Source organism: Streptomyces polyrhachis (assembly GCF_042663125.1).
GTDB classification, from domain to species: Bacteria; Actinomycetota; Actinomycetes; order Streptomycetales; family Streptomycetaceae; genus Streptomyces; species Streptomyces polyrhachii.
In genome coordinates, this window is record NZ_JBHSZO010000004.1 from 83866 (window position 1) to 101731 (window position 17866).

The window sequence follows — 17866 nt, forward strand, 5'->3', positions numbered from 1 at the left end:
TTTCGCTGATGGCAGAGCGCCGGGGCGGGGCGTGTCCCGGGCCTGGAACCTACGCTTGGGGGATGACGAGTCGAGCGCGTGAGCAGGGCCGTGTGGTGCCGATCCGGCCGGTGGGTTCCCCGGGCCCGGCGCGGGAGCCGCTGTGGCGGGACCTCGTGGGCGACGTGCTGCGGCGTGAACGCCTCGACCAGGGGCGGACGTTGAAGGACGTCGCGGACTGCGCGCGGATCTCGATGCCGTACCTCTCCGAGGTCGAGCGCGGCCGCAAGGAGGCGTCCTCCGAGGTGCTGGCCGCCGCCGCCCGCGCCCTCGGCCTGGGGCTCGGCGACGTACTGGCCCGCACCCAGGGCGAGTTGATCCGCCTCACGTCCGCCGCCTCGCAGCCCCGCACCCTCTCCCAGCGCCGCACGGGCGGCTCGGGCACGGTGTGCCTCGCGGCGTGAGGGGCCGCGTCTGTCCACAGGGCGGCCGATCCGGTCCTGACGGCAAGAACGGCGAGAACGGCGAGAACGGCGAGAACGGCGAGCTGACCATCCGGGTCCTCGCGGTCGGCGACCACCGGGACATCTACCGCTAGACCCCGCCCACCGGCGCCCGCCGTGTCAGGACCGTGTCCGCCAGGCCGTAGGCCACCGCCTCCTCCGCCGTGAAGACGCGGTCGCGGTCCATGTCCGTACGCAGGGTCGCCGCGTCGTGGCCGGTGTGGGCGGCGAGGACCTCCTCCACCTGGCTGCGCACCCGCATCAACTCCCGGGCCTGGAGGGCCAGATCGGAGACCGTGCCCTGGCTGCCGCCGCTCGCCGGCTGGCCCAGCAGGACGCGGGCGTGCGAGAGGACCGCGCGCCGGCCCTTGTCGCCGCCGGCCAGCAGGACCGCCGCCGTGGAGGCGGCCTGGCCGACGCACAGGGTGGCGATGGGGGCGCTGACGTAGGTCATGGTGTCGTAGATCGCCATCAGTGACGTGAACGAGCCGCCCGGGGAGTTGATGTAGAAGGAGATCTCCCGCTCCGGGTTCTCCGACTCCAGGTGCAGCAGCTGCGCGATGATCACGTTCGCCACGCCGTCGTCCAGCTCCGTACCGAGGAAGATGATCCGCTCGGAGAGCAGCCGGCTGTAGATGTCGTACGCGCGCTCGCCCTGCGCCGTGCGCTCCACGACCGTCGGGATCGTGTACTGGCCCATGCGGCTCACACCCCCATCCGGCGCCGCGGACCGGCCGGGCGCACCTCGTCGAAGGAGGTGGCCACGTGGTCCACCATCCCGTACTCCAGGGCCTGTTGGGCCGTGAACCACCGGTCGCGGTCGCTGTCGCGGGAGATCGTCCGCTCGCTCTGGCCGGTGTGCTCGGCGATGAGGCGCTCCATCGTCTTCTTGACGTGCGCCAGGTTCTCCGCCTGGATCTCGATGTCCGCCGCGCTGCCGCCGATGCCGCCGCTGGGCTGGTGCATCATGATCCGCGCGTGCGGCAGGGCGTAGCGCTTGCCGGCCGTGCCGACCGTGACCAGGAACTGCCCCATGCTGGCGGCGAAGCCCATGGCGAGGGTGGAGACGTCGTTGGGGATCATCCGCATCGTGTCGTAGATCGCCAGTCCGGCGGTCACCGAGCCGCCGGGGCTGTTGACGACCAGGGTGATGTCGGTGCGCGGGTCCTCGGCGGCCAGCAGCAGGAGCTGGGAGCAGACGCGGTTGGCGGAGACCTCGTCGACCTGGGTGCCGAGCAGGATCATGCGCTGCAGGAGCAGGCGCTCGGCGAGGTGGTCGTCGAGGCGGGTGGCGGGACTGTCGTCGTCCTGCGCTCTCGGGGTGCGGGTGGCGGGCATCGGGCCTCCAGACGGACCGGCGGGGGGCGGCCGGGACCGGCCGCCTGCTCCCACCTTCGGTCCGCCGGGCGGCCCGCGGAAGCGATCTCTGCCGGGGGCAGATTCGCCCACGGCAGAGCGCCCCGGCCCGGGCTACAGCGCGCTGCCCGCCGTCCAGGCCGCCCAGTCCATCGACCAGCCGTTGATCCCGTTGTCCGGGGAGATCGTCCGGTCCGGGGAGTTCTTCACCACGACCAGGTCTCCGATCAGCGAGTTCTCGTAGAACCAGGCGCCCGGCGTGGAGGCGTCGCCCGCGCCCTGCACGTCCCGCAGGCCCACGCAGCCATGGCTGGTGTTGACGTTGCCGAAGACGTCCTTGCCGCCCCAGTAGTTGCCGTGGATGAAGGTGCCCGAGGTGGACAGGCGCATGGCGTGCGGCACGTCGGCGATGTCGTAGTCGCTCTCGCCCTTGTCGTCGACGAAGCCGACGGTCGAGCCGTCCATGCGGGTCTCCTTGAACTTCTCGGAGATCGTCATGGTCCCGTTGTACGTGGGGTTCTCCGCCGAACCGGCGGATATCGGCACGGTCTTGACGACCACCCCGTCCCGTACGACCGTCATCGTCCTCGCCGCGACGTCCACGGTCGAGACCTGCGTGCGGCCCACGGTGTAGCTCACCCAGCGGTCCTGCACGCCCACCACGCCGGGCGAGGCCTCGACGCCGTCGAGGTCCAGGTGGAAGGTGACGCGGGTGCCGGGCGCGAAGTACGTCTGCGGGCGCAGGTCCAGCCGCCGGTCGCCGAACCAGTGCCCGACCAGGCGCTGCCCGCTGCTCGCGCTCGCGGTGATCCTCGACTCGACGAGCGCCTTGTTGACGACCGGCTTGTCGAAGGTGATCGAGGGGTACATGCCGCCGCCGACCGTGGCGCCCTCGATGTCGGACTGGAAGTGGCCGATGAAGCTGCCGGCCGCCGAGACGGTGGAGAAGTCGGAGTGCGAGGTGGATATCCGGCCCCGGCCGTCCTTCGCCTTCGCGACGAGGCTGTAGTCGGTGCCGCGCCGCAGCGCGCTGTCGGGCGCCCAGCTGCGGCCGTCGGCGGCGACCGTGCCGGGCACCTCGGTGCCGGCGGCGTCCTTCAGCACGACCCCGGTGAGGGTGCCCTTGGCGACGGTGACCTTCGTGCCCCGGTTGATGCCCACGTTGCGGGCGCCGTCCTCGGGCGTGACGGTGATGACGGAGTCCGGCGCGCTCTCGGGCTCGGCGGGCTTCCCCGCTTTCCCGCCCTCCTCGCTCTTCCCGCCGGCGAGCTGCTGGTGCGCGGAGCCGGCCGCCTCGTCGGTGCCGCCGCAGGCGCTCAGGAGCAGGGCGCTCCCGGCGGCCAGCGCCACGGCGGCGAGGAGGGACCTGCGGGGGGTGCGGTGCGTGCGGGGGGTGTTCAACTCGGTCTCCGAACTTTCCAGGGGCAGCTAAGTGTACGTACGTCCCATTAGCCGCCTTACGTTCCTGGATGTGCTCAACTATGCATTACCTCACTGCGAGTTGAGATGTTTTGACCGCTATAGACCGAATTCTCCACCCGGTACGCTCAGTCCCTCGGACCCGGCAGACAGGAGGGAAGCGCCGATGTTCCACCGCGTCATCGTCATCGGGGGAAGCGTCGCGGGGCTGCTGGCCGCCCGCGCGCTGCGCGACCACGCGGAGCACGTGACCGTACTGGAGCGCGACCGCTATCCGGGCGGACCGGACGCCCGGCGCGGAGTGCCCCAGGGCCGGCACGTCCACATCTTCGTCACCGGCGGGCAGCGCGCGCTGGAGACCCTGCTGCCCGGCAGCGCGGAGGCGCTGGCCGCCGCCGGAGCCGTACGCCTGGAGCTGCCGCGCGACCTCCTCAGCTGCGCCCGCAACGGCTGGGAGCGCCGCTACCCCGACGACCGCCACCACCTCCTCAGCTGCACGAGGCCCCTGCTGGAACAGGTGGTCCGCCGGCAGGTGCTCGCCGCCTGCCCCGCCCTGGAGGTGCGCGAGGACTGCGCCGCCACCGGCCTGATCGGCGACGGCACCGCGGTCACCGGCGTGCGCACCGCGGCGGGCGACCTCACCGCCGACCTGGTCGTGGACGCCTCGGGCCGCGGCTCGCGCTCCCCGCAGTGGCTGGCCGAGCTGGGCCTGGCAGTCCCGCGCGAGGAGCGGATCGACGCCGGCCTGGCCTACGCCACCCGCCTCTTCCGGCTGCCCGCCGGCACCGCCCCCGACCACGGCGTGTACGTCCAGCACACCCCCGCCTCCCCGCGCGGCGGCGCCTTGCTGCCCGTGGAGGGCGGCCACCACCTGGTGACGCTGATCGGCGTCGGCGGCGACCGGCCCACCACCGACGCCGCGGACTTCCTCCCCTTCGCCCGCTCCCTGCGCGACCCCTACCTCGCCCGCCTTCTCGCAGACGCCGAACCGCTGACCCCGGTCCACGGCTCCCGCAGCACCGTCAACATCCGCCGCCGCTACGAGGAGACCCCCGCCCCCGGCTTCCTCGCCGCCGGGGACGCGCTGTGCGCGTACAACCCGGTCTACGGGCACGGCGTCTCCATCGCGGCCCTGGGCGCGGCGGCCCTGCGCCAAGCCCTGGACGCGGGCGCGCCCTCCGGCGCGCGGCTGCAGGGCGCCCTCGCCGGCACCGCCGACCGGGCCTGGCTGCTCGCCTCCGGCGCCGACCTGCCCTACGACCCCCAGGCCCCCGCCCCGGGCCGGCGCGAGCGCCTCGGCTCCTGGTACGCGCAGCGCTTCCTCGACCGCGCCGCCCACGACCCGGCCCTGGGCGCCGCCTACCGCGACGTGTTCTGCCTCACCGCCCCGCTGGAGCGGCTGGCCGCCCCGAGGCTGGCCCTGCGCACCCTGCTGCTCCCGCGCCGGGCCGGCGGCGAGGCACCCCCGCTGGAGGTGGGGACCCCCGGCTGAGCGCCCCGTCAGCGCAGTGCGCTGCCCGCCGTCCAGGTCGCCCAGTCCGTGTTCCAGCCGTTGAGGCCGTTGTCCGCGGCGATCGTCTTGACGGTGGCGCCGCCCTTGACGACCACCACGTCGCCGACGAGGGAGTTGTCGTAGAACCAGGCACCGTCCGCCTGCGCGTCCGCACCGCCCTTGGTGTCGAAGAGGCCGACGCAGCCGTGGCTGGTGTTGAGGCTGCCGAAGGTGCTCCTGGGGCGCCAGTAGTTGCCGTGGATGAAGGTGCCGGAGTCCGACAGGCGCATGGCGTGCGGGACGTCGGGGATGTCGTAGTCGGCGGTGCCCTTCTTGTCGACCAGGCCGACGGTGGAGCCGTCCATGTGCATCGAGGTGTGCTTCTCGGTGATCGTCATGGCGCCGTTGTACGTGGGGTGCTCGGCGGAGCCGGCGGAGATCGGGATCGTCCGCACCACCCGGCCGTCGCGTACGACGGTCATCGTCTTGGCCTCGGTGTCCACGGTGGAGACCTGGGTACGGGCCACGGTGTAGCTGACGACACGGTCGGCGGTGCCGTGGACGCCCGGCGCGGACTCGACACCGCGCAGGTCCATGCGGACGGTGACCGTGGTGCCGGGCGCGAAGTAGGTACGGGGGCGCAGGTCCAGGCGGCGGTCGCCGAACCAGTGGCCCACGACCTGCTGCCCGTCGCTCGCGGTGACCTTGACCGCGGCCTCGACGGCGGCCTTGTTCCGTACCGGCTTGTCGAAGCTGACCGAGGGGTACATGCCGCCGCCGACCGTCGCGCCGGCGAGGTTGCCCTGCAGGTCGGCCAGGAGGACGTGCGCGGCGACGGTCGTGAAGGCGGCGGACTCGGTGACCACCGCGCCGTTCGCGGCGCGGGCGGTCGCGGACAGGCGGTAGGCCGTGCCGGGCTTCAGCACCTTCTTGGGCGTCCACCGCGCGCCGTTGGCCGATATCTCGCCGGGGACCTCGCTGCCGTCGGCGGCGGTGAGGGTCACCTCGGTCAGGGCGGCGTCCTTGGCGGTGGCCTGGAGGGCGCCGGAGGTGCGGACGTCGCGGGCGCCGTCGCGGGGGGAGAGGGTGATTCGGGGGGTGGCGGCGGGCTTGGCGGGGGCGGGCTTCTCCGCCGCGCCGCCGGCCGCGGGCTGCTGGGCCGTCGCGGTGGGCTGGGGCGCGGTGGGCTGGGGCGCGTCGGCCGCCAGGGCCGCCGTACCGCCGCACAGGCAGAGGATCAGAGCGCCTCCGGCGGCGGCGGTGCTCATCGCCAGGAGGTGCTTGCGTCGGTTTGCGTGGGCGGTCACGGCGTCTCCGTCTTCGTTATCGGCCAGTTACTTAACTGTACGTACGTCCGAATACGAGAAAAGACCTATCTTCTGCCCGATTCTGTGCGCTTTGCCACCTTGTGACCCGGAGCACGTCCGGACCTGCGAAGGGTCGGCCGCCGGGGGCAACTCCCCGGTGGCCGACCCTTGCTCGGACAATCAGGCGCTCAGGCGCTCAAGTGCTCAAGTGCTCAGGCCAGCGGCCCCGTCACCGACTCCGCCGCCGCCACCAGCGCGCCGGTCCGTACGAACGCGTCCGCCGCCGCCAGGTCCGGCGCCAGGAAGCGGTCCCCGCCCGGACCCTCGACGCCCGCCTCGCGCACCGCCGCGATGACGGCCGCGGACGCCGGGGCGGGGACCAGGCCGCTGCGCAGCTCCAGGGCACGCGTGGCCGCGTACAGCTCGATGGCGATGACGCGCGTGAGGTTGTCCACGGCGGTGCGCAGCTTGCGCGCGGCCGACCAGCCCATCGAGACGTGGTCCTCCTGCATCGCGGAGGAGGGGATGGAGTCCGCCGAGGCCGGGACCGCCAGGCGCTTGAGGTCGGAGACCAGCGCCGCCTGCGTGTACTGGGCGATCATCAGCCCGGAGTCCACGCCGGGGTCGGCGGCCAGGAAGGCGGGCAGGCCGTGGCTGCGGTTCTTGTCCAGCAGCCGGTCGGTGCGGCGCTCGGAGATGGAGGCCAGGTCGGCCGCCGCGATGGCCAGGAAGTCCAGCACGTAGGCGACGGGGGCCCCGTGGAAGTTGCCGTTGGACTCCACCCGGCCGTCGCGCAGCACGATCGGGTTGTCGACGGCCGCCGCCAGCTCGCGCTCCGCGACCGTACGGGCGTGGGCCGCCGTGTCGCGGCCGGCGCCGGCGACCTGGGGGGCGCAGCGCACGGAGTAGGCGTCCTGGACCCGGGGGGCGTCATCCTGGTGGTGGCCGGTCAGGCCCGAGCCCTCCAGGACCTTCAGCATGTTCGCGGCGGAGGCCGCCTGGCCCGGGTGCGGACGCACGGCCTGAAGCTCGGGGGCCAGCACCTTGGCGCTGCCCAGCAGGGCCTCCAGCGTCAGCGCGGCGGTGATGTCGGCGGAGGTCTGCAGCCGGGCGAGGTCCGCGAGGGCCATGACCAGCATGCCGAGCATGCCGTCGGTGCCGTTGAGCAGCGCCAGTCCCTCCTTCTCGCGCAGCTCCACCGGCTTGATCCCGGCGGCGGCGAGCAGCTCGCCGGCCGGGCGCACGGTCCCGTCGGGGCCCTCCGCCTCGCCCTCGCCCATCAGCGTCAGCGCGCAGTGGGAGAGCGGGGCGAGGTCGCCGGAGCAGCCCAGGGAGCCGTACTCGTGGACGACGGGCACGATGCCGGCATTGAGGACGTCCGCCATGGTCTGCGCGACCTCCGGGCGTACGCCCGTGTGGCCCGAGGCGACCGTCTTCAGCCGCAGGAACTGCAGCGCCCGCACCACCTCGCGCTCCACCCGCGGCCCCATGCCGGCCGCGTGGCTGCGGACGATGTTGCGCTGCAGCTGGGCGCGCAGCTCAGGGCCGATGTGGCGGGTGGCGAGGGCGCCGAAGCCGGTGGAGACGCCGTAGACCGGCTCGGGGCGCGCGGCGAGGTCGTCGACGATCTTCCGCCCGGCGGCCAGCGCCTCGACGGCCTGCTCGGACAGCTCCACCCGGGCGTTGCCCCGGGCGACGGCGATGACGTCGTCGGCGCTCGCGCCGGTGGTGCCGAGGACGACGGTGGGAAGGGTCTGCATATCCATATTCAGAGACTGTAGAGACTGAATCGATAAGTGTCACCAGTGGGTGGCGCCGGTTACCTCTCCAGGCTACCGGGGGCGGTGTGACGCCGGTCACCCCCTCCGTTCGCCGGCGCTCACACGCCCGGCGCCCACCCTCCCCGACGTGCGCGGAAGCGCCGGCGCTCCCCGGTCGGCCTCGGCGGCGCGGCGCCCTCCTCGTCCACCAGCCGCACCACCGCCTCGTCGCGCCCCGCCACCACCGGCCGGCCCGCCAGCGCCGCCTTCGCCCGGTACTGCGCCGCGTCCGCCAGCCGGAAGAGCCGCAGCGCGGTCCGTACGGGCCCGATCGGATCCCCCGTCGAGGCGATCCCGCAGCTCACGCCCCGGCCCAGGTCCCACTCCCCGGCGCGTACGCACAGCTCCTCGGCCGCCTTGACGAACTCGTCCGCCGCCGGGCCCACCGCCAGCAGGCAGAACTCGTCGCCGCCCAGGCGCGCGGCCAGGGCGCCGGGGAGGCCGGCGCCGTAGAGGGAGAGCAGGTTGCCGAAACGTTCCAGCAGGTGGTCTCCGCTGGCGTGCCCGAGGGAGTCGTTGACCTGTTTGAGGCCGTTGAGGTCGCAGACCGCGAGGCTGACGACCGTGCCCCTGGCCCGGTGCTCGTGCAGCGCCTCCTCCAGGCGCAGGTCCACCGCGCGGCGGTTGGCCAGCCCGGTGAGCGGGTCGGTGAACGCCAGGCGGCGGGCCTCCTCCAGGCGCTCGTTCTGCGCCACCCCCGCCGCGATCACCGAGGCCAGCGCGGTGGCGTACGCCGTCTCCGCGCGGTCGAAGACCGGGGCGCCGGGCGGCCTGGCCACGTACAGCTGCCCCCAGGCCCGCTCGTGCACGACGATCGGCGCGACCACGCAGCAGCCGCGGCGCCTGCGCCGCAGCGCGGCGCCCCGTGCCAGGGGGTCGGCGGCCACCGCCACCCAGGCGGGGTGCTCCGGATGCGGGTCGGAGCCCAGGAACTCGGCGATCTGGGGGAAGTCGTGCACCGGGTACGACTCGTCGCCCGGGTACTCCTCCTCCCCCGGCGCCAGCTCCCCCGTGTTCACCAGCACCCGCAGCCGCCCGCGCTCGCGCTCCCACACCGACACCGCGGCGAAACCGCCGTCCAGCGCGAGCCGCGCACCCTCGGCCGCGGCGCGCACGGTGTCCTGCGGGCCGTTCGCGGCGGCCATCGACTGGGCCATCTCGGCCATGCGGCGAAGCCGCGCTTCCGGTTGCACGGGGTCCAGCGTAGGGAGGACGGGGCTTTCCGCGCCTGAGCGATGCTCTCGATCCGGCCAGCTGGCGGTAGATGCTGTCCGGCGCGACAGCGCTTCTTGTACGGATCCCGCTCTGGTCATCCGGGGGGCCGCGGGTTACGTTAGCGGTCGTTAACTTTATGGTGTGGAGGCACTCTGATGAGCGATGAGATCCGCTACGGCGACCACGTGGCCGTCCTCCGGCACGAGGACGGGCACGTCGCCGAGCTGCGGCTCGACCGGCCGGGCGCGATGAACGCCGTCTCCACGGAGATGGCCCGCTCCCTGCGCGCCGCCACCGACGCCCTCGCGGCCGACTCCGGTGTGCGCGTCGTGGTGCTGACCTCCAGCGCCGAGCGGGCGTTCTGCGTCGGCGCGGACCTCAAGGAGCGCAACTCCTTCAGCGATGACGACCTGCGCCGCCAGCGGCCCCAGACGCGCGCCGCGTACACCGGCGTGCTGGAGCTGCCGATGCCGGTGGTCGCCGCGGTGCACGGCTTCGCGTTGGGCGGGGGGTTCGAGATCGCGCTCTCCTGCGATCTGATCGTGGCCGACGCCACCGCCGTGGTCGGCCTTCCTGAGGTCACCGTCGGCGTCATCCCCGGTGGGGGTGGTACGCAGCTGCTGCCTCGGCGGGTGGGGGCTGCTCGCGCCGCGGAGCTGGTCTTTACCGGGCGGCGGGTTGAGGCCGCGGAGGCGCTGGCGCTGGGGCTCGTCGACGAGGTGGTGCCCGCGGGGCAGGATCGGGAGGCCGCGCTTGCGTTGGGGCGGCGGATCGCCGCCAACTCGCCGGTGGGGGTGCGGGCTGCGAAGCGGGCTATGCGGGTGGGGTTCGGGCTTGAGCTCTCTGCGGGGCTGGAGGTGGAGGACGCGGCTTGGCGGACTGTGGCCTTTTCCGGGGATCGGGCTGAGGGGGTTGCTGCGTTCAACGAGAAGCGGGCGGCTCGGTGGCCGGGGGTGTGAGGGTTCGCGTTCGCTTGGGGGCGGGGCTTCTTCGCGTCGCTGGGGCGGGGCCTCTCCGCGACAACTCCGAAAAGCCATAGGGATTTACTTGCCATCGGTCGATTTGCTGCTCTGTCGGGGGCCTGCGTTGCGGTGCGTCTTTTCGGAGTCGTCGCTCCGGGCCCCTCACACGGGCTGCCGGGTGCGGGTGCGCTTCGGAGACTCCTCTCCTTACGCCCTTACGCCCTTACGCCCTTACGCCCTTACGGCTGTTGGTCCGTTGGGCGGCGGGAGAGCATCCAGGGGGTGACTGTGCCCAGGCCCCTTACCGAGCGTTGCCACATGGGTTGGAGGCCGAAGCGGTACGTGGGGGGTTCTCGGCCCTCGTCGTGGGCGGTTTTTGCCGCTACCGAGGCCTCTGCTTCCGAGGTGGGGGCGTCGCCCTCGCGGATCAGCTCCTCGGCGAAGTCGCCGTCCACCAGTACGGCGTCCTTGGGGGCTATCGAGGTGAGACGGGAGGCCAGGTTCACCGTGGTGCCGAAGACGTCGCCCATGCGGGTGGTGACCGCGCCGAAGGCGATGCCCACGCGCAGCTCGGGCATCGTGGGGTCGTTGGCCAGGGTCTCGATGAGGCGCAGGCCGATCTCGGCCGCTGTGCCGGCGTCCTCGGCGGCGAAGAGGATCTCGTCGCCGAGGGTCTTGATCAGGCGGCCCCCGTTGGCGGCGACCAGGTCGGCGCAGGTGGTCTCGAACGCCTCGACCAGCTCGCCCAGCTCCTCTTCCTCCAGCCGCCGGGTCAGGCGGGTGAAGCCCACGAGGTCCGCGAAGCCGACCGCCCAGCGCCGGTCGACCATGTCCTTGTCCTCGGAGGCGCTGATCACCCGGCCGGTGGCGGCGGCGAGCTGGCGGCGCCAGACGTAGACGATGAACTCCTCCAGCTCCGGCAGCAGCAGCTCCACCAGCGGATACGTCATGTCCATCCGGGTCATGCCCGGCTCCTGGGGCTCGGTCAGGCCCTCCAGGAAGGAGTCGATCTGCCAGTCGGCGAGGCGGGCGGTGGTCTGGCCGGTGGAACGGGCGACCTGCACGGCCATCGACTCGCTCAGCAGCCCTGCCTCGACGAGGCCGGAAAGGCGGCGCAGGGCGAGCACGTCGCCCTCGGTGAGCGCCTTGGCCTGGCCGATGTCGGGGAAGCCCATCGCGCGCCAGAAACGGGAGGCCAGCTCCATCGGGACGCCGGCGGCGCGGGCGGCCTGGAAGGGGGTGTAGCGGCGCTCGGAGCCGAGGATCAGCTTCTCCAGCCGCTCGGCGTCCGCAGGGATGTCCGTCGGGGCTTCCCCGGTGACGGCGTCCGCGCCGGAGACGTGGTCGTCGACGCTCACCGCCTCACCCCTGTCCGTTCGCCGTGCACAGCCCTTCCGTCCCTCGGTCCCACCGCCCACACGGGTCGGCGGACCCCACGATACGGGAAGTGTGGGACACCTCACGTCGGGGCGGGAGGTCGGCCTCACGGGGGACTTCGCGGAGGACTTCGCGGGGATGATGATCACTGTCAGTGGTCGCCGGCAGCTTTCCCCACCTCCAGCCCACCCGGCGCTTGAGACGCAAACCCGCACACCCCGGGGGCCCCACCCCCACACCCAGCCCGTCCGGCGTTTGAGGACTCCGGACGAAGTCCGGAGCGCGTCAGCCGGCGCGGCTGGACCTGCTGCTCGCCGGGGAGCCACCCGCCGCGCGCCGCGCTAGCGCAGGTGGACGATGTCGCCCGCGCCCACCGGCTGCTGGACCCCGCTCGCGGTAGCGAGCACGAGGCGGCCGTCGCCGTCCACCGCCACCGCCTCGCCCAACAGCGCCGCGCCGCCGGGGAGTTCGGCGCGCACCTCGCGGCCGAGCGTCGCGCAGCCCGCCGCGTACGCCTCCAGCAGTCCGCTCGCCGCCGCGTCGCCGTCCGCCGCGCGCCAGTCTCCGTACCACTGCTCCAGCGAACGCAGCACGGCCCGCAGGACGGGGTCGCGGTCGGTGACGGGGGCGCCGGCGAGCGCGAGGGAGCCCGCGGTGGGGACGGGCAGCTCGTCCGCGCGCAGGGTGACGTTGATGCCCATGCCGAGGACGACCGCCGGACCGTCCCCGGGCCCTTCGGACGGGGAGGGCCGCGTCGCCGCCCGTTCGGCGAGGATGCCGCCGGTCTTGCGCTCCTCGCCGTCGACCGTGACGAGGAGGTCGTTGGGCCACTTCAGCGCGGTGTCGACCCCGGCGCTGCGGGCGAGCGCGCTCGCGGCGGCAACGCCCGCGAGCAGCGGCAGCCACCCCCAGCGCTCCACGGGCACGCGGTCGCCGGGCCGCAGCAGCACCGAGAAGAACAGCCCCGACCGCGCGGGCGCCGTCCAGCTCCGCTCCAGCCGCCCCCGCCCGGCCCGCTGCTCCTCGGCGACGAGCACAGTCCCCTCCGGCGCCCCCTCGAGAGCACGGAGCACGAGGTCGGAGTTGGTGGACCCGGTCCGCGCCACGACATCGAGGGAGGTCCACAGCCCCCCCGGCCGCACAAGCGCCTTACGCAGCGCACCGGCGTTGAGCGGCGGACGGTCGAGATCGGACCAGGGGCTGGCAGTCATGGGGTCCAGCGTAGGCCGGTGGACGGCTGCAAGGGCGAGCGGAAGTCCCCTGCGCGCGAGCATGCCCTCCAGTGCGGCACGGCCTTGCTGCCACTTCATGCGCTGCTCCCCCTTTCGAAGGTGCCGAGTGGGACCGTGGGCCGACTGCGGACAGAGGCGAGGAACGGGTCCGCACCCGGCTCGCGCCAGCGGTCGGACGGCACCCGATGGATGTTGACCTCCCGGCCCAGCAGGCGCTCGGCCTTGCGCGCGGCCTCGTACAGTTCGTCGGCGTCGACATCTCCCACGACGAGGACATCCACATCGTTGGGCACTCCGCCTCGCTCTCCCGAGTAACGGGCTGCCCAGGAGCCGTAGATGTGGGCTTCCTCCACACCGGTCAGTGGCAGCAGCAGATCACCGAGCACTGCGATGGGGCCGTAGGTGAGGGCGAACAGCTCGGTCAGCGGGCCGGCCAGCCGACCGGCGGTGTTGGCGCGTAGGAGACGGAGGTTTCCGTGGCGGCGCGCAGTGATCAGATCCGCCTCGGCCAGTCGGTCCGCCTCGCGGCTGGCGGTAGCGCCCGAGACGCTGAAGCGCGCGGCCAACTCAGCGAGCGACGCTTCCTCCTGCGGGTGCAGGTACAGCCAGGCCAGCAACTCCCCCTGGAAGGGAGTACGGAGGAGCGGCAGCAGCGCCGGTGGGGGTCCTCTGTACGTCACCGGCCCGGTGTGGTCAGCGATCTCTCGGTGAGGGATAGCCCGCGGACGGTCTCGCAGAGTTCCGCGAAACGGGGGCCCGACTGGCGTAGGGGGGTGAGGGGCCAGTAGGGGCGGCCTTCGATGAAGGGGACCACCAGGGGGTCGCCCTCGGCGTCCTGGTCGAGCCAGCCGTGTAGTTCCGCGGTGCCGGTGGGGGCGGGGAGGTTGGCGGGGACCCGGATTCTGGTGAGGAGGCCGGGGTCCGGTTCGCGGCTGCGGGTGGTGCCGGTGGGGGCGAGGGGGAGGACGGCGATCGGCTCGTCTTCGAGGGTGCCGTGAGGGTGGTAGAGGACCAGGTACGCCTCAGGCTGCGGGCCGGTGCGACTGTGCAGGAGTACGTAGCGGAACGAGCGGCCGACGGGGGCCTGTGAGGCGCGCGAGAACAGCCGTACGGCGACGACGCCGGCGGGGACGTGGAACAGGAGAAGACGGAGAGCGGTGAAGCCGTTGAGTGCGGCGATGATCGCGAGTACCAGCCTCGATTCCCCACTCGCGAAGAAAACGACGGCTCCCATGACGGCGATGGCTCCGCTGACTGCGGTGTTCAGAACGGACGACACCCTCAGCAGCGGTCCTATCCGCCACCAGGGGGCCGTACGGGCCGCGCCCTTCGCGGAGGGCGGACGGCGGATCGCCCCCTGGCGTTCGGCGGCGGCGGCCAGGACGGCGTAGCTCCGGGAGGCGGAACCGCGGAAGGCGTACCGGACACTCGCACGGGAGAGCAGTTCCTCGTGGCGCGCCTGCTCCCGACGGCGCCGGGCGCGGATGCGGCGGACCGTGCCACCGACCACCGCGACGGCCACCAGGCCGAGGCCCGTCATCCCGACCACGTCGTAGACGGTGTGGGCGGGAGTGCCCTCGCCCTCGCTGTTGTAGAGGTCGCCCTTCCAGGGGCCGTCCGCGACCATCCGGCCCACGCCGAAGCCCTCGACCGAGGGGTTGACGTCGCAGGCGAAGTCAGTGGTGCGGCGGACGTACTCACCCGGCGCGGTCCAGCTGCCCCGGCAGTGGCCGTGGCCGTCGTCCGAGGTGATCGCCACACCGATCATGGGATCGTGGTCGGCGGCCTCCCAGGCCACGATGCTCAGGCCCATGAGGACGACCCCCACCAGCGCTACCCACCGGAACACCCAGCGGGGGCGCGGGGCCTTGGCAGCCGGCGCCGACTGATCGGCGGGCGGCGGCAGTACGGGGGCCCGCTCTTCTTCCCCCGGGACGGCGTCCCGTATGTCCTCAGTCACTGCATCCCCCGTCCCGGGACAGGCCGCGGACCCTCTCGCGGAGGCCGGCGAAGTGCGGGCTGTGTGACTGGCGCAGGGGGGTGCGGGGCCAGCAGGGGCGGTTCTCGATGAAGGGGACCACGAAGGGATCGCCCTCGTGGTCGTGGTCCAGCCAGCCGCGCAGTTCCACGGTGCCGGTGGGGGCGGAGGTGCCGGCGATGTTGAGGGGCAGGATCGCAACGGGTTCGTCGTCGGGGGCGCCGTGGAGGTCGTACAGGACCAGGTACGTCCCGGGGCCGTGCAGGAGGACATAGCGGTACGCCGGACCGGCGGGGGCCTGCGCGGCGCGGGAGAACCGCCGCGCGGCGGCGACTTCGCCGGGGAAGCGGATCAGGGCAGCCCCAAAGGGGCCGAGACCGAAACACATACCCATGAATACTGATCTCACATCAAAGCCGAACCCTGCGAAAGACGCGATCGCGCTGATGAGCCCCCCGAGGGCAGCGCCGACAACGGCCAGCAGGATGCCTACGGTAACCGCCTGCCACAGCATGGGGGTGCGCCACCAGGGGGCTGTACGGAGCGCCCTCCCCGGCGAGGCGGGAGGACTGGCCGCACTCCGGCTTTCGGCCGCGGCCGCCAGGGCGGCGTAGTCAAGCGGCGTACGGGCGCGGAGGGTGTCCGGGAAGGAGGGGAGCGAGCGGAGTTCCTCGCGGCGGTCCACCCCCGCGGGCCCCGGGCACCCGGTCAGGCCCGCCTGCTCGGCCACCCGCAGCACCTGTCGACGCTGGCCGCGCATCCGGCTGGGACCCGCCCACACGAAGGGAGCACCACCGGGGGCCGCCACCACCCCGCCCGGCCGGCGGGGGTGCGGGCGCCACCACACAGTTCCCCCGGCGGCGATCTCGGCTATCCGCTCGGCGTTCCAGCGCAGGGCGTACATGCTCAGCACCCGAAGCATGCCGTCGTACGGATCGCGCAGTACCAGCAGGCCGGCGCAACTCCCCGCGTTCGGCACCGCGGCGCAGGCCAGCCAGGGGCCGGCGTGCAGGGCGTGCTCGACGCGTCCGCCTATCACCCGCGCGGCGATCCCGAAGGGAACGAGAAGCAGCAGCGCAACGAGGAAGAGGACCCCGGCGGCCACCGCCAGTGGATTCGACCCCGTCGCGCCCGCCACCACCCCCAGGGCCAGGCCGACGCCCATCGTCGCGCCTATCGCGCTCCACCATCTGCCCACCGCCCGGCGCGAGCGCGCCAGTGCCTGCGGGACGCCCTCCACCCGGATGGCGACCCCGTGCGGGCCGCCCACCACGACGGCATCGCGTATGTCCTCGCCCACCCCATCCCCCATCCCCCATCCCCCATCCCCCATCCCCCATCCCCCATCCCCCGATAATCACAGTATTGGGGGGAGGCGGGAGAGGTGTACAGGCATCGACCGGAGGCGGTGCGGCGGGAATTCGACGCTCCGGAGAGGGGCGCCCCCCGGAGCGGAGAGGGCTTCGATGTGTCCAACGCCGCATGCCGCAGGCCGTTACTCGCAGCTACCCTACGTATGAGTAGCCCGCCCCACAGACGAGCGCACAGGAGCTGCATCCCATGTCAGAGCCGCAGGGCCGTAACGAGGTTGCCGTCGACATCCACACGACGGCCGGCAAGCTCGCCGATCTTCAGCGGCGGATCGACGAGGCGACGCACGCCGGGTCCGCGCGGGCCGTGGAGAAGCAGCACGCCAAGGGCAAGCTCACCGCGCGCGAGCGGGTGGAACTGCTCATGGACGAGGGCTCGTTCGTGGAGTTCGACGAGTTCGCCCGGCACCGCTCCACCGACTTCGGCATGGCGGCCAACCGCCCGTACGGCGACGGCGTCGTGACCGGCTACGGCACCGTCGACGGGCGGCCCGTCGCGGTCTTCTCCCAGGACTTCACCGTCCTGGGCGGCTCGCTGGGCGAGGTCTTCGGGCAGAAGATCATGAAGGTGATGGACTTCGCCCTCAAGACGGGCTGCCCGGTCGTGGGCATCAACGACTCCGGCGGCGCCCGCATCCAGGAGGGCGTGATGGCCCTGGGGATGTACGGCGAGATCTTCCGCCGCAACGTGCACGCCTCCGGGGTGATCCCGCAGATCTCCCTGGTCGTGGGCCCCTGCGCGGGCGGCGCGGTCTACTCCCCCGCGATCACCGACTTCACCGTGATGGTCGACCAGACCTCGCACATGTTCATCACCGGTCCCGAGGTCATCAAGAGCGTCACCGGCGAGGACGTGGGCTTCGAGGAGCTGGGCGGCGCGCGTACGCACAACGCCGTCTCCGGCGTGGCACACCACATGGCCGGGGACGAGAAGGACGCCGTCGAGTACGTCAAGGCACTGCTGTCCTACCTGCCGTCCAACAACCTCACCGAGGCGCCCGCCTACCCCGAGGAGGCGGACCTCGACGTCACCGACGGCGACCGGGAGCTGGACACCCTCGTCCCGGACTCCGCCAACCAGCCCTACGACATGCACACCGTGATCGAACACGTGCTGGACGAGGGCGAGTTCCTGGAGACGCAGGCGCTCTTCGCGCCCAACATCCTCACCGGCTTCGGCCGCGTCGAGGGGCACCCGGTGGGCATCGTCGCCAACCAGCCGATGCAGTTCGCCGGCTGCCTGGACATCAACGCGAGCGAGAAGGCGGCGCGCTTCGTGCGCACCTGCGACGCCTTCAACGTGCCGGTGCTGACCTTCGTCGACGTCCCGGGCTTCCTGCCCGGCACCGACCAGGAGTACGACGGCATCATCCGCCGGGGCGCCAAGCTCATCTACGCCTACGCGGAGGCCACCGTCCCGCTGATCACGGTGATCACGCGCAAGGCGTTCGGCGGCGCGTACGACGTGATGGGCTCCAAGCACCTGGGCGCCGACCTCAACCTCGCCTGGCCCACCGCCCAGATCGCGGTGATGGGCGCGCAGGGCGCGGTGAACATCCTGCACCGCCGCACGCTGGCCGCGATCGAGGACCCGGCCGCGCAGGAGGCCAAGCGCCTGGAGCTGCTCGCGGACTACGAGGACACCCTGCTCAACCCGTACACGGCGGCCGAGCGCGGCTACGTGGACGCGGTGGTCATGCCCTCCGAGACGCGCCGCCAGATCGTCCGGGGGCTGCGGGCGCTGCGCAACAAGCGCGAGTCGCTGCCGCCGAAGAAGCACGGCAACATCCCGCTGTAGGCGGGGAGTCGGGGGCAGGCGGTCGGTCGGTCGGGCCGTCCGGGAGCAGAGGGAGGCG

At 72.9% G+C, this 17866-nt stretch carries 16 protein-coding genes; 5 read left to right on the forward strand and 11 right to left on the reverse strand.

Annotated elements, in window-relative coordinates:
• The first annotated feature begins 62 nt into the window (after positions 1–62).
• Both ACFQLX_RS03785 and ACFQLX_RS03790 read left to right on the forward strand, forming a co-directional pair.
• Positions 63–443, forward strand: a complete 381-nt coding sequence (locus ACFQLX_RS03785) for a helix-turn-helix domain-containing protein (protein ID WP_386411874.1) — start codon at positions 63–65, stop codon at positions 441–443.
• Complete coding sequence (locus ACFQLX_RS03790) at positions 440–577, forward strand: hypothetical protein (RefSeq protein WP_386411876.1); 138 nt, start codon at positions 440–442, stop codon at positions 575–577. Before ACFQLX_RS03785 ends, ACFQLX_RS03790 begins: the two co-directional genes overlap by 4 nt.
• Here ACFQLX_RS03790 and ACFQLX_RS03795 read toward each other — a convergent pair.
• The 3 genes from ACFQLX_RS03795 to ACFQLX_RS03805 all read right to left on the reverse strand — a co-directional run bounded on the left by ACFQLX_RS03795 (position 574) and on the right by ACFQLX_RS03805 (position 3239).
• The gene (locus ACFQLX_RS03795) at positions 574–1182 is read right to left on the reverse strand and encodes a ClpP family protease (RefSeq protein WP_386411877.1); all 609 of its coding nucleotides are present in this window, start codon (positions 1180–1182) and stop codon (positions 574–576) included. The genes ACFQLX_RS03790 and ACFQLX_RS03795 overlap by 4 nt on opposite strands.
• Before the next feature lie 5 nt (positions 1183–1187).
• Positions 1188–1820, reverse strand: a complete 633-nt coding sequence (locus ACFQLX_RS03800; protein WP_386411879.1) for a ClpP family protease — start codon at positions 1818–1820, stop codon at positions 1188–1190.
• Positions 1821–1952: 132 nt separating this feature from the next.
• Positions 1953–3239 (reverse strand): L,D-transpeptidase, encoded by a 1287-nt coding sequence (locus ACFQLX_RS03805; RefSeq protein WP_386411882.1) that lies wholly within the window; start codon positions 3237–3239, stop codon positions 1953–1955.
• A gap of 184 nt (positions 3240–3423) precedes the next feature.
• Between ACFQLX_RS03805 and ACFQLX_RS03810 the strand changes: the two genes are divergently transcribed.
• Positions 3424–4749, forward strand: a complete 1326-nt coding sequence (locus ACFQLX_RS03810) for an NAD(P)/FAD-dependent oxidoreductase (protein ID WP_386411884.1) — start codon at positions 3424–3426, stop codon at positions 4747–4749.
• 8 nt (positions 4750–4757) lie between these two features.
• On the opposite strand, the gene ACFQLX_RS03815 is transcribed toward ACFQLX_RS03810, so the two are convergent.
• From ACFQLX_RS03815 to ACFQLX_RS03825, 3 genes are all read right to left on the reverse strand, one after another.
• Positions 4758–6056: a L,D-transpeptidase gene (locus ACFQLX_RS03815; RefSeq protein ID WP_386411886.1), complete on the reverse strand. Its 1299-nt coding sequence runs from the start codon at positions 6054–6056 to the stop codon at positions 4758–4760.
• 212 nt (positions 6057–6268) lie between these two features.
• A complete protein-coding gene (gene hutH, locus ACFQLX_RS03820) occupies positions 6269–7822 on the reverse strand; it encodes a histidine ammonia-lyase (protein ID WP_386411888.1) in 1554 nt (517 codons plus the stop codon).
• A 113-nt stretch (positions 7823–7935) separates the two neighbouring features.
• Entirely contained in the window at positions 7936–9042 is a 1107-nt protein-coding gene (locus ACFQLX_RS03825; RefSeq protein WP_386411890.1) for a diguanylate cyclase domain-containing protein, read from the reverse strand.
• Between the two features lie 204 nt (positions 9043–9246).
• Between ACFQLX_RS03825 and ACFQLX_RS03830 the strand changes: the two genes are divergently transcribed.
• Positions 9247–10050, forward strand: coding sequence for an enoyl-CoA hydratase/isomerase family protein (locus ACFQLX_RS03830; protein WP_386411892.1), 804 nt, complete (start codon positions 9247–9249; stop codon positions 10048–10050).
• A 242-nt stretch (positions 10051–10292) separates the two neighbouring features.
• Here ACFQLX_RS03830 and ACFQLX_RS03835 read toward each other — a convergent pair whose 3' ends face one another.
• From ACFQLX_RS03835 to ACFQLX_RS03855, 5 genes are all read right to left on the reverse strand, one after another.
• Positions 10293–11411, reverse strand: coding sequence for an adenylate/guanylate cyclase domain-containing protein (locus ACFQLX_RS03835; protein WP_386411894.1), 1119 nt, complete (start codon positions 11409–11411; stop codon positions 10293–10295).
• A 360-nt stretch (positions 11412–11771) separates the two neighbouring features.
• Complete coding sequence (locus ACFQLX_RS03840; protein ID WP_386411896.1) at positions 11772–12641, reverse strand: biotin--[acetyl-CoA-carboxylase] ligase; 870 nt, start codon at positions 12639–12641, stop codon at positions 11772–11774.
• Positions 12642–12736: 95 nt separating this feature from the next.
• Positions 12737–13342, reverse strand: coding sequence for a MarR family transcriptional regulator (locus tag ACFQLX_RS03845; RefSeq protein WP_386411898.1), 606 nt, complete (start codon positions 13340–13342; stop codon positions 12737–12739).
• Entirely contained in the window at positions 13339–14622 is a 1284-nt protein-coding gene (locus tag ACFQLX_RS03850) for a hypothetical protein (protein ID WP_386411900.1), read from the reverse strand. Before ACFQLX_RS03850 ends, ACFQLX_RS03845 begins: the two co-directional genes overlap by 4 nt.
• Positions 14615–15940, reverse strand: coding sequence for a hypothetical protein (locus tag ACFQLX_RS03855; protein ID WP_386411902.1), 1326 nt, complete (start codon positions 15938–15940; stop codon positions 14615–14617). Before ACFQLX_RS03855 ends, ACFQLX_RS03850 begins: the two co-directional genes overlap by 8 nt.
• A gap of 260 nt (positions 15941–16200) precedes the next feature.
• On the opposite strand from ACFQLX_RS03855, the gene ACFQLX_RS03860 reads away from it, so the two are divergent.
• Positions 16201–17808: an acyl-CoA carboxylase subunit beta gene (locus ACFQLX_RS03860; protein ID WP_386411904.1), complete on the forward strand. Its 1608-nt coding sequence runs from the start codon at positions 16201–16203 to the stop codon at positions 17806–17808.
• The last annotated feature ends 58 nt before the right edge of the window (positions 17809–17866 follow it).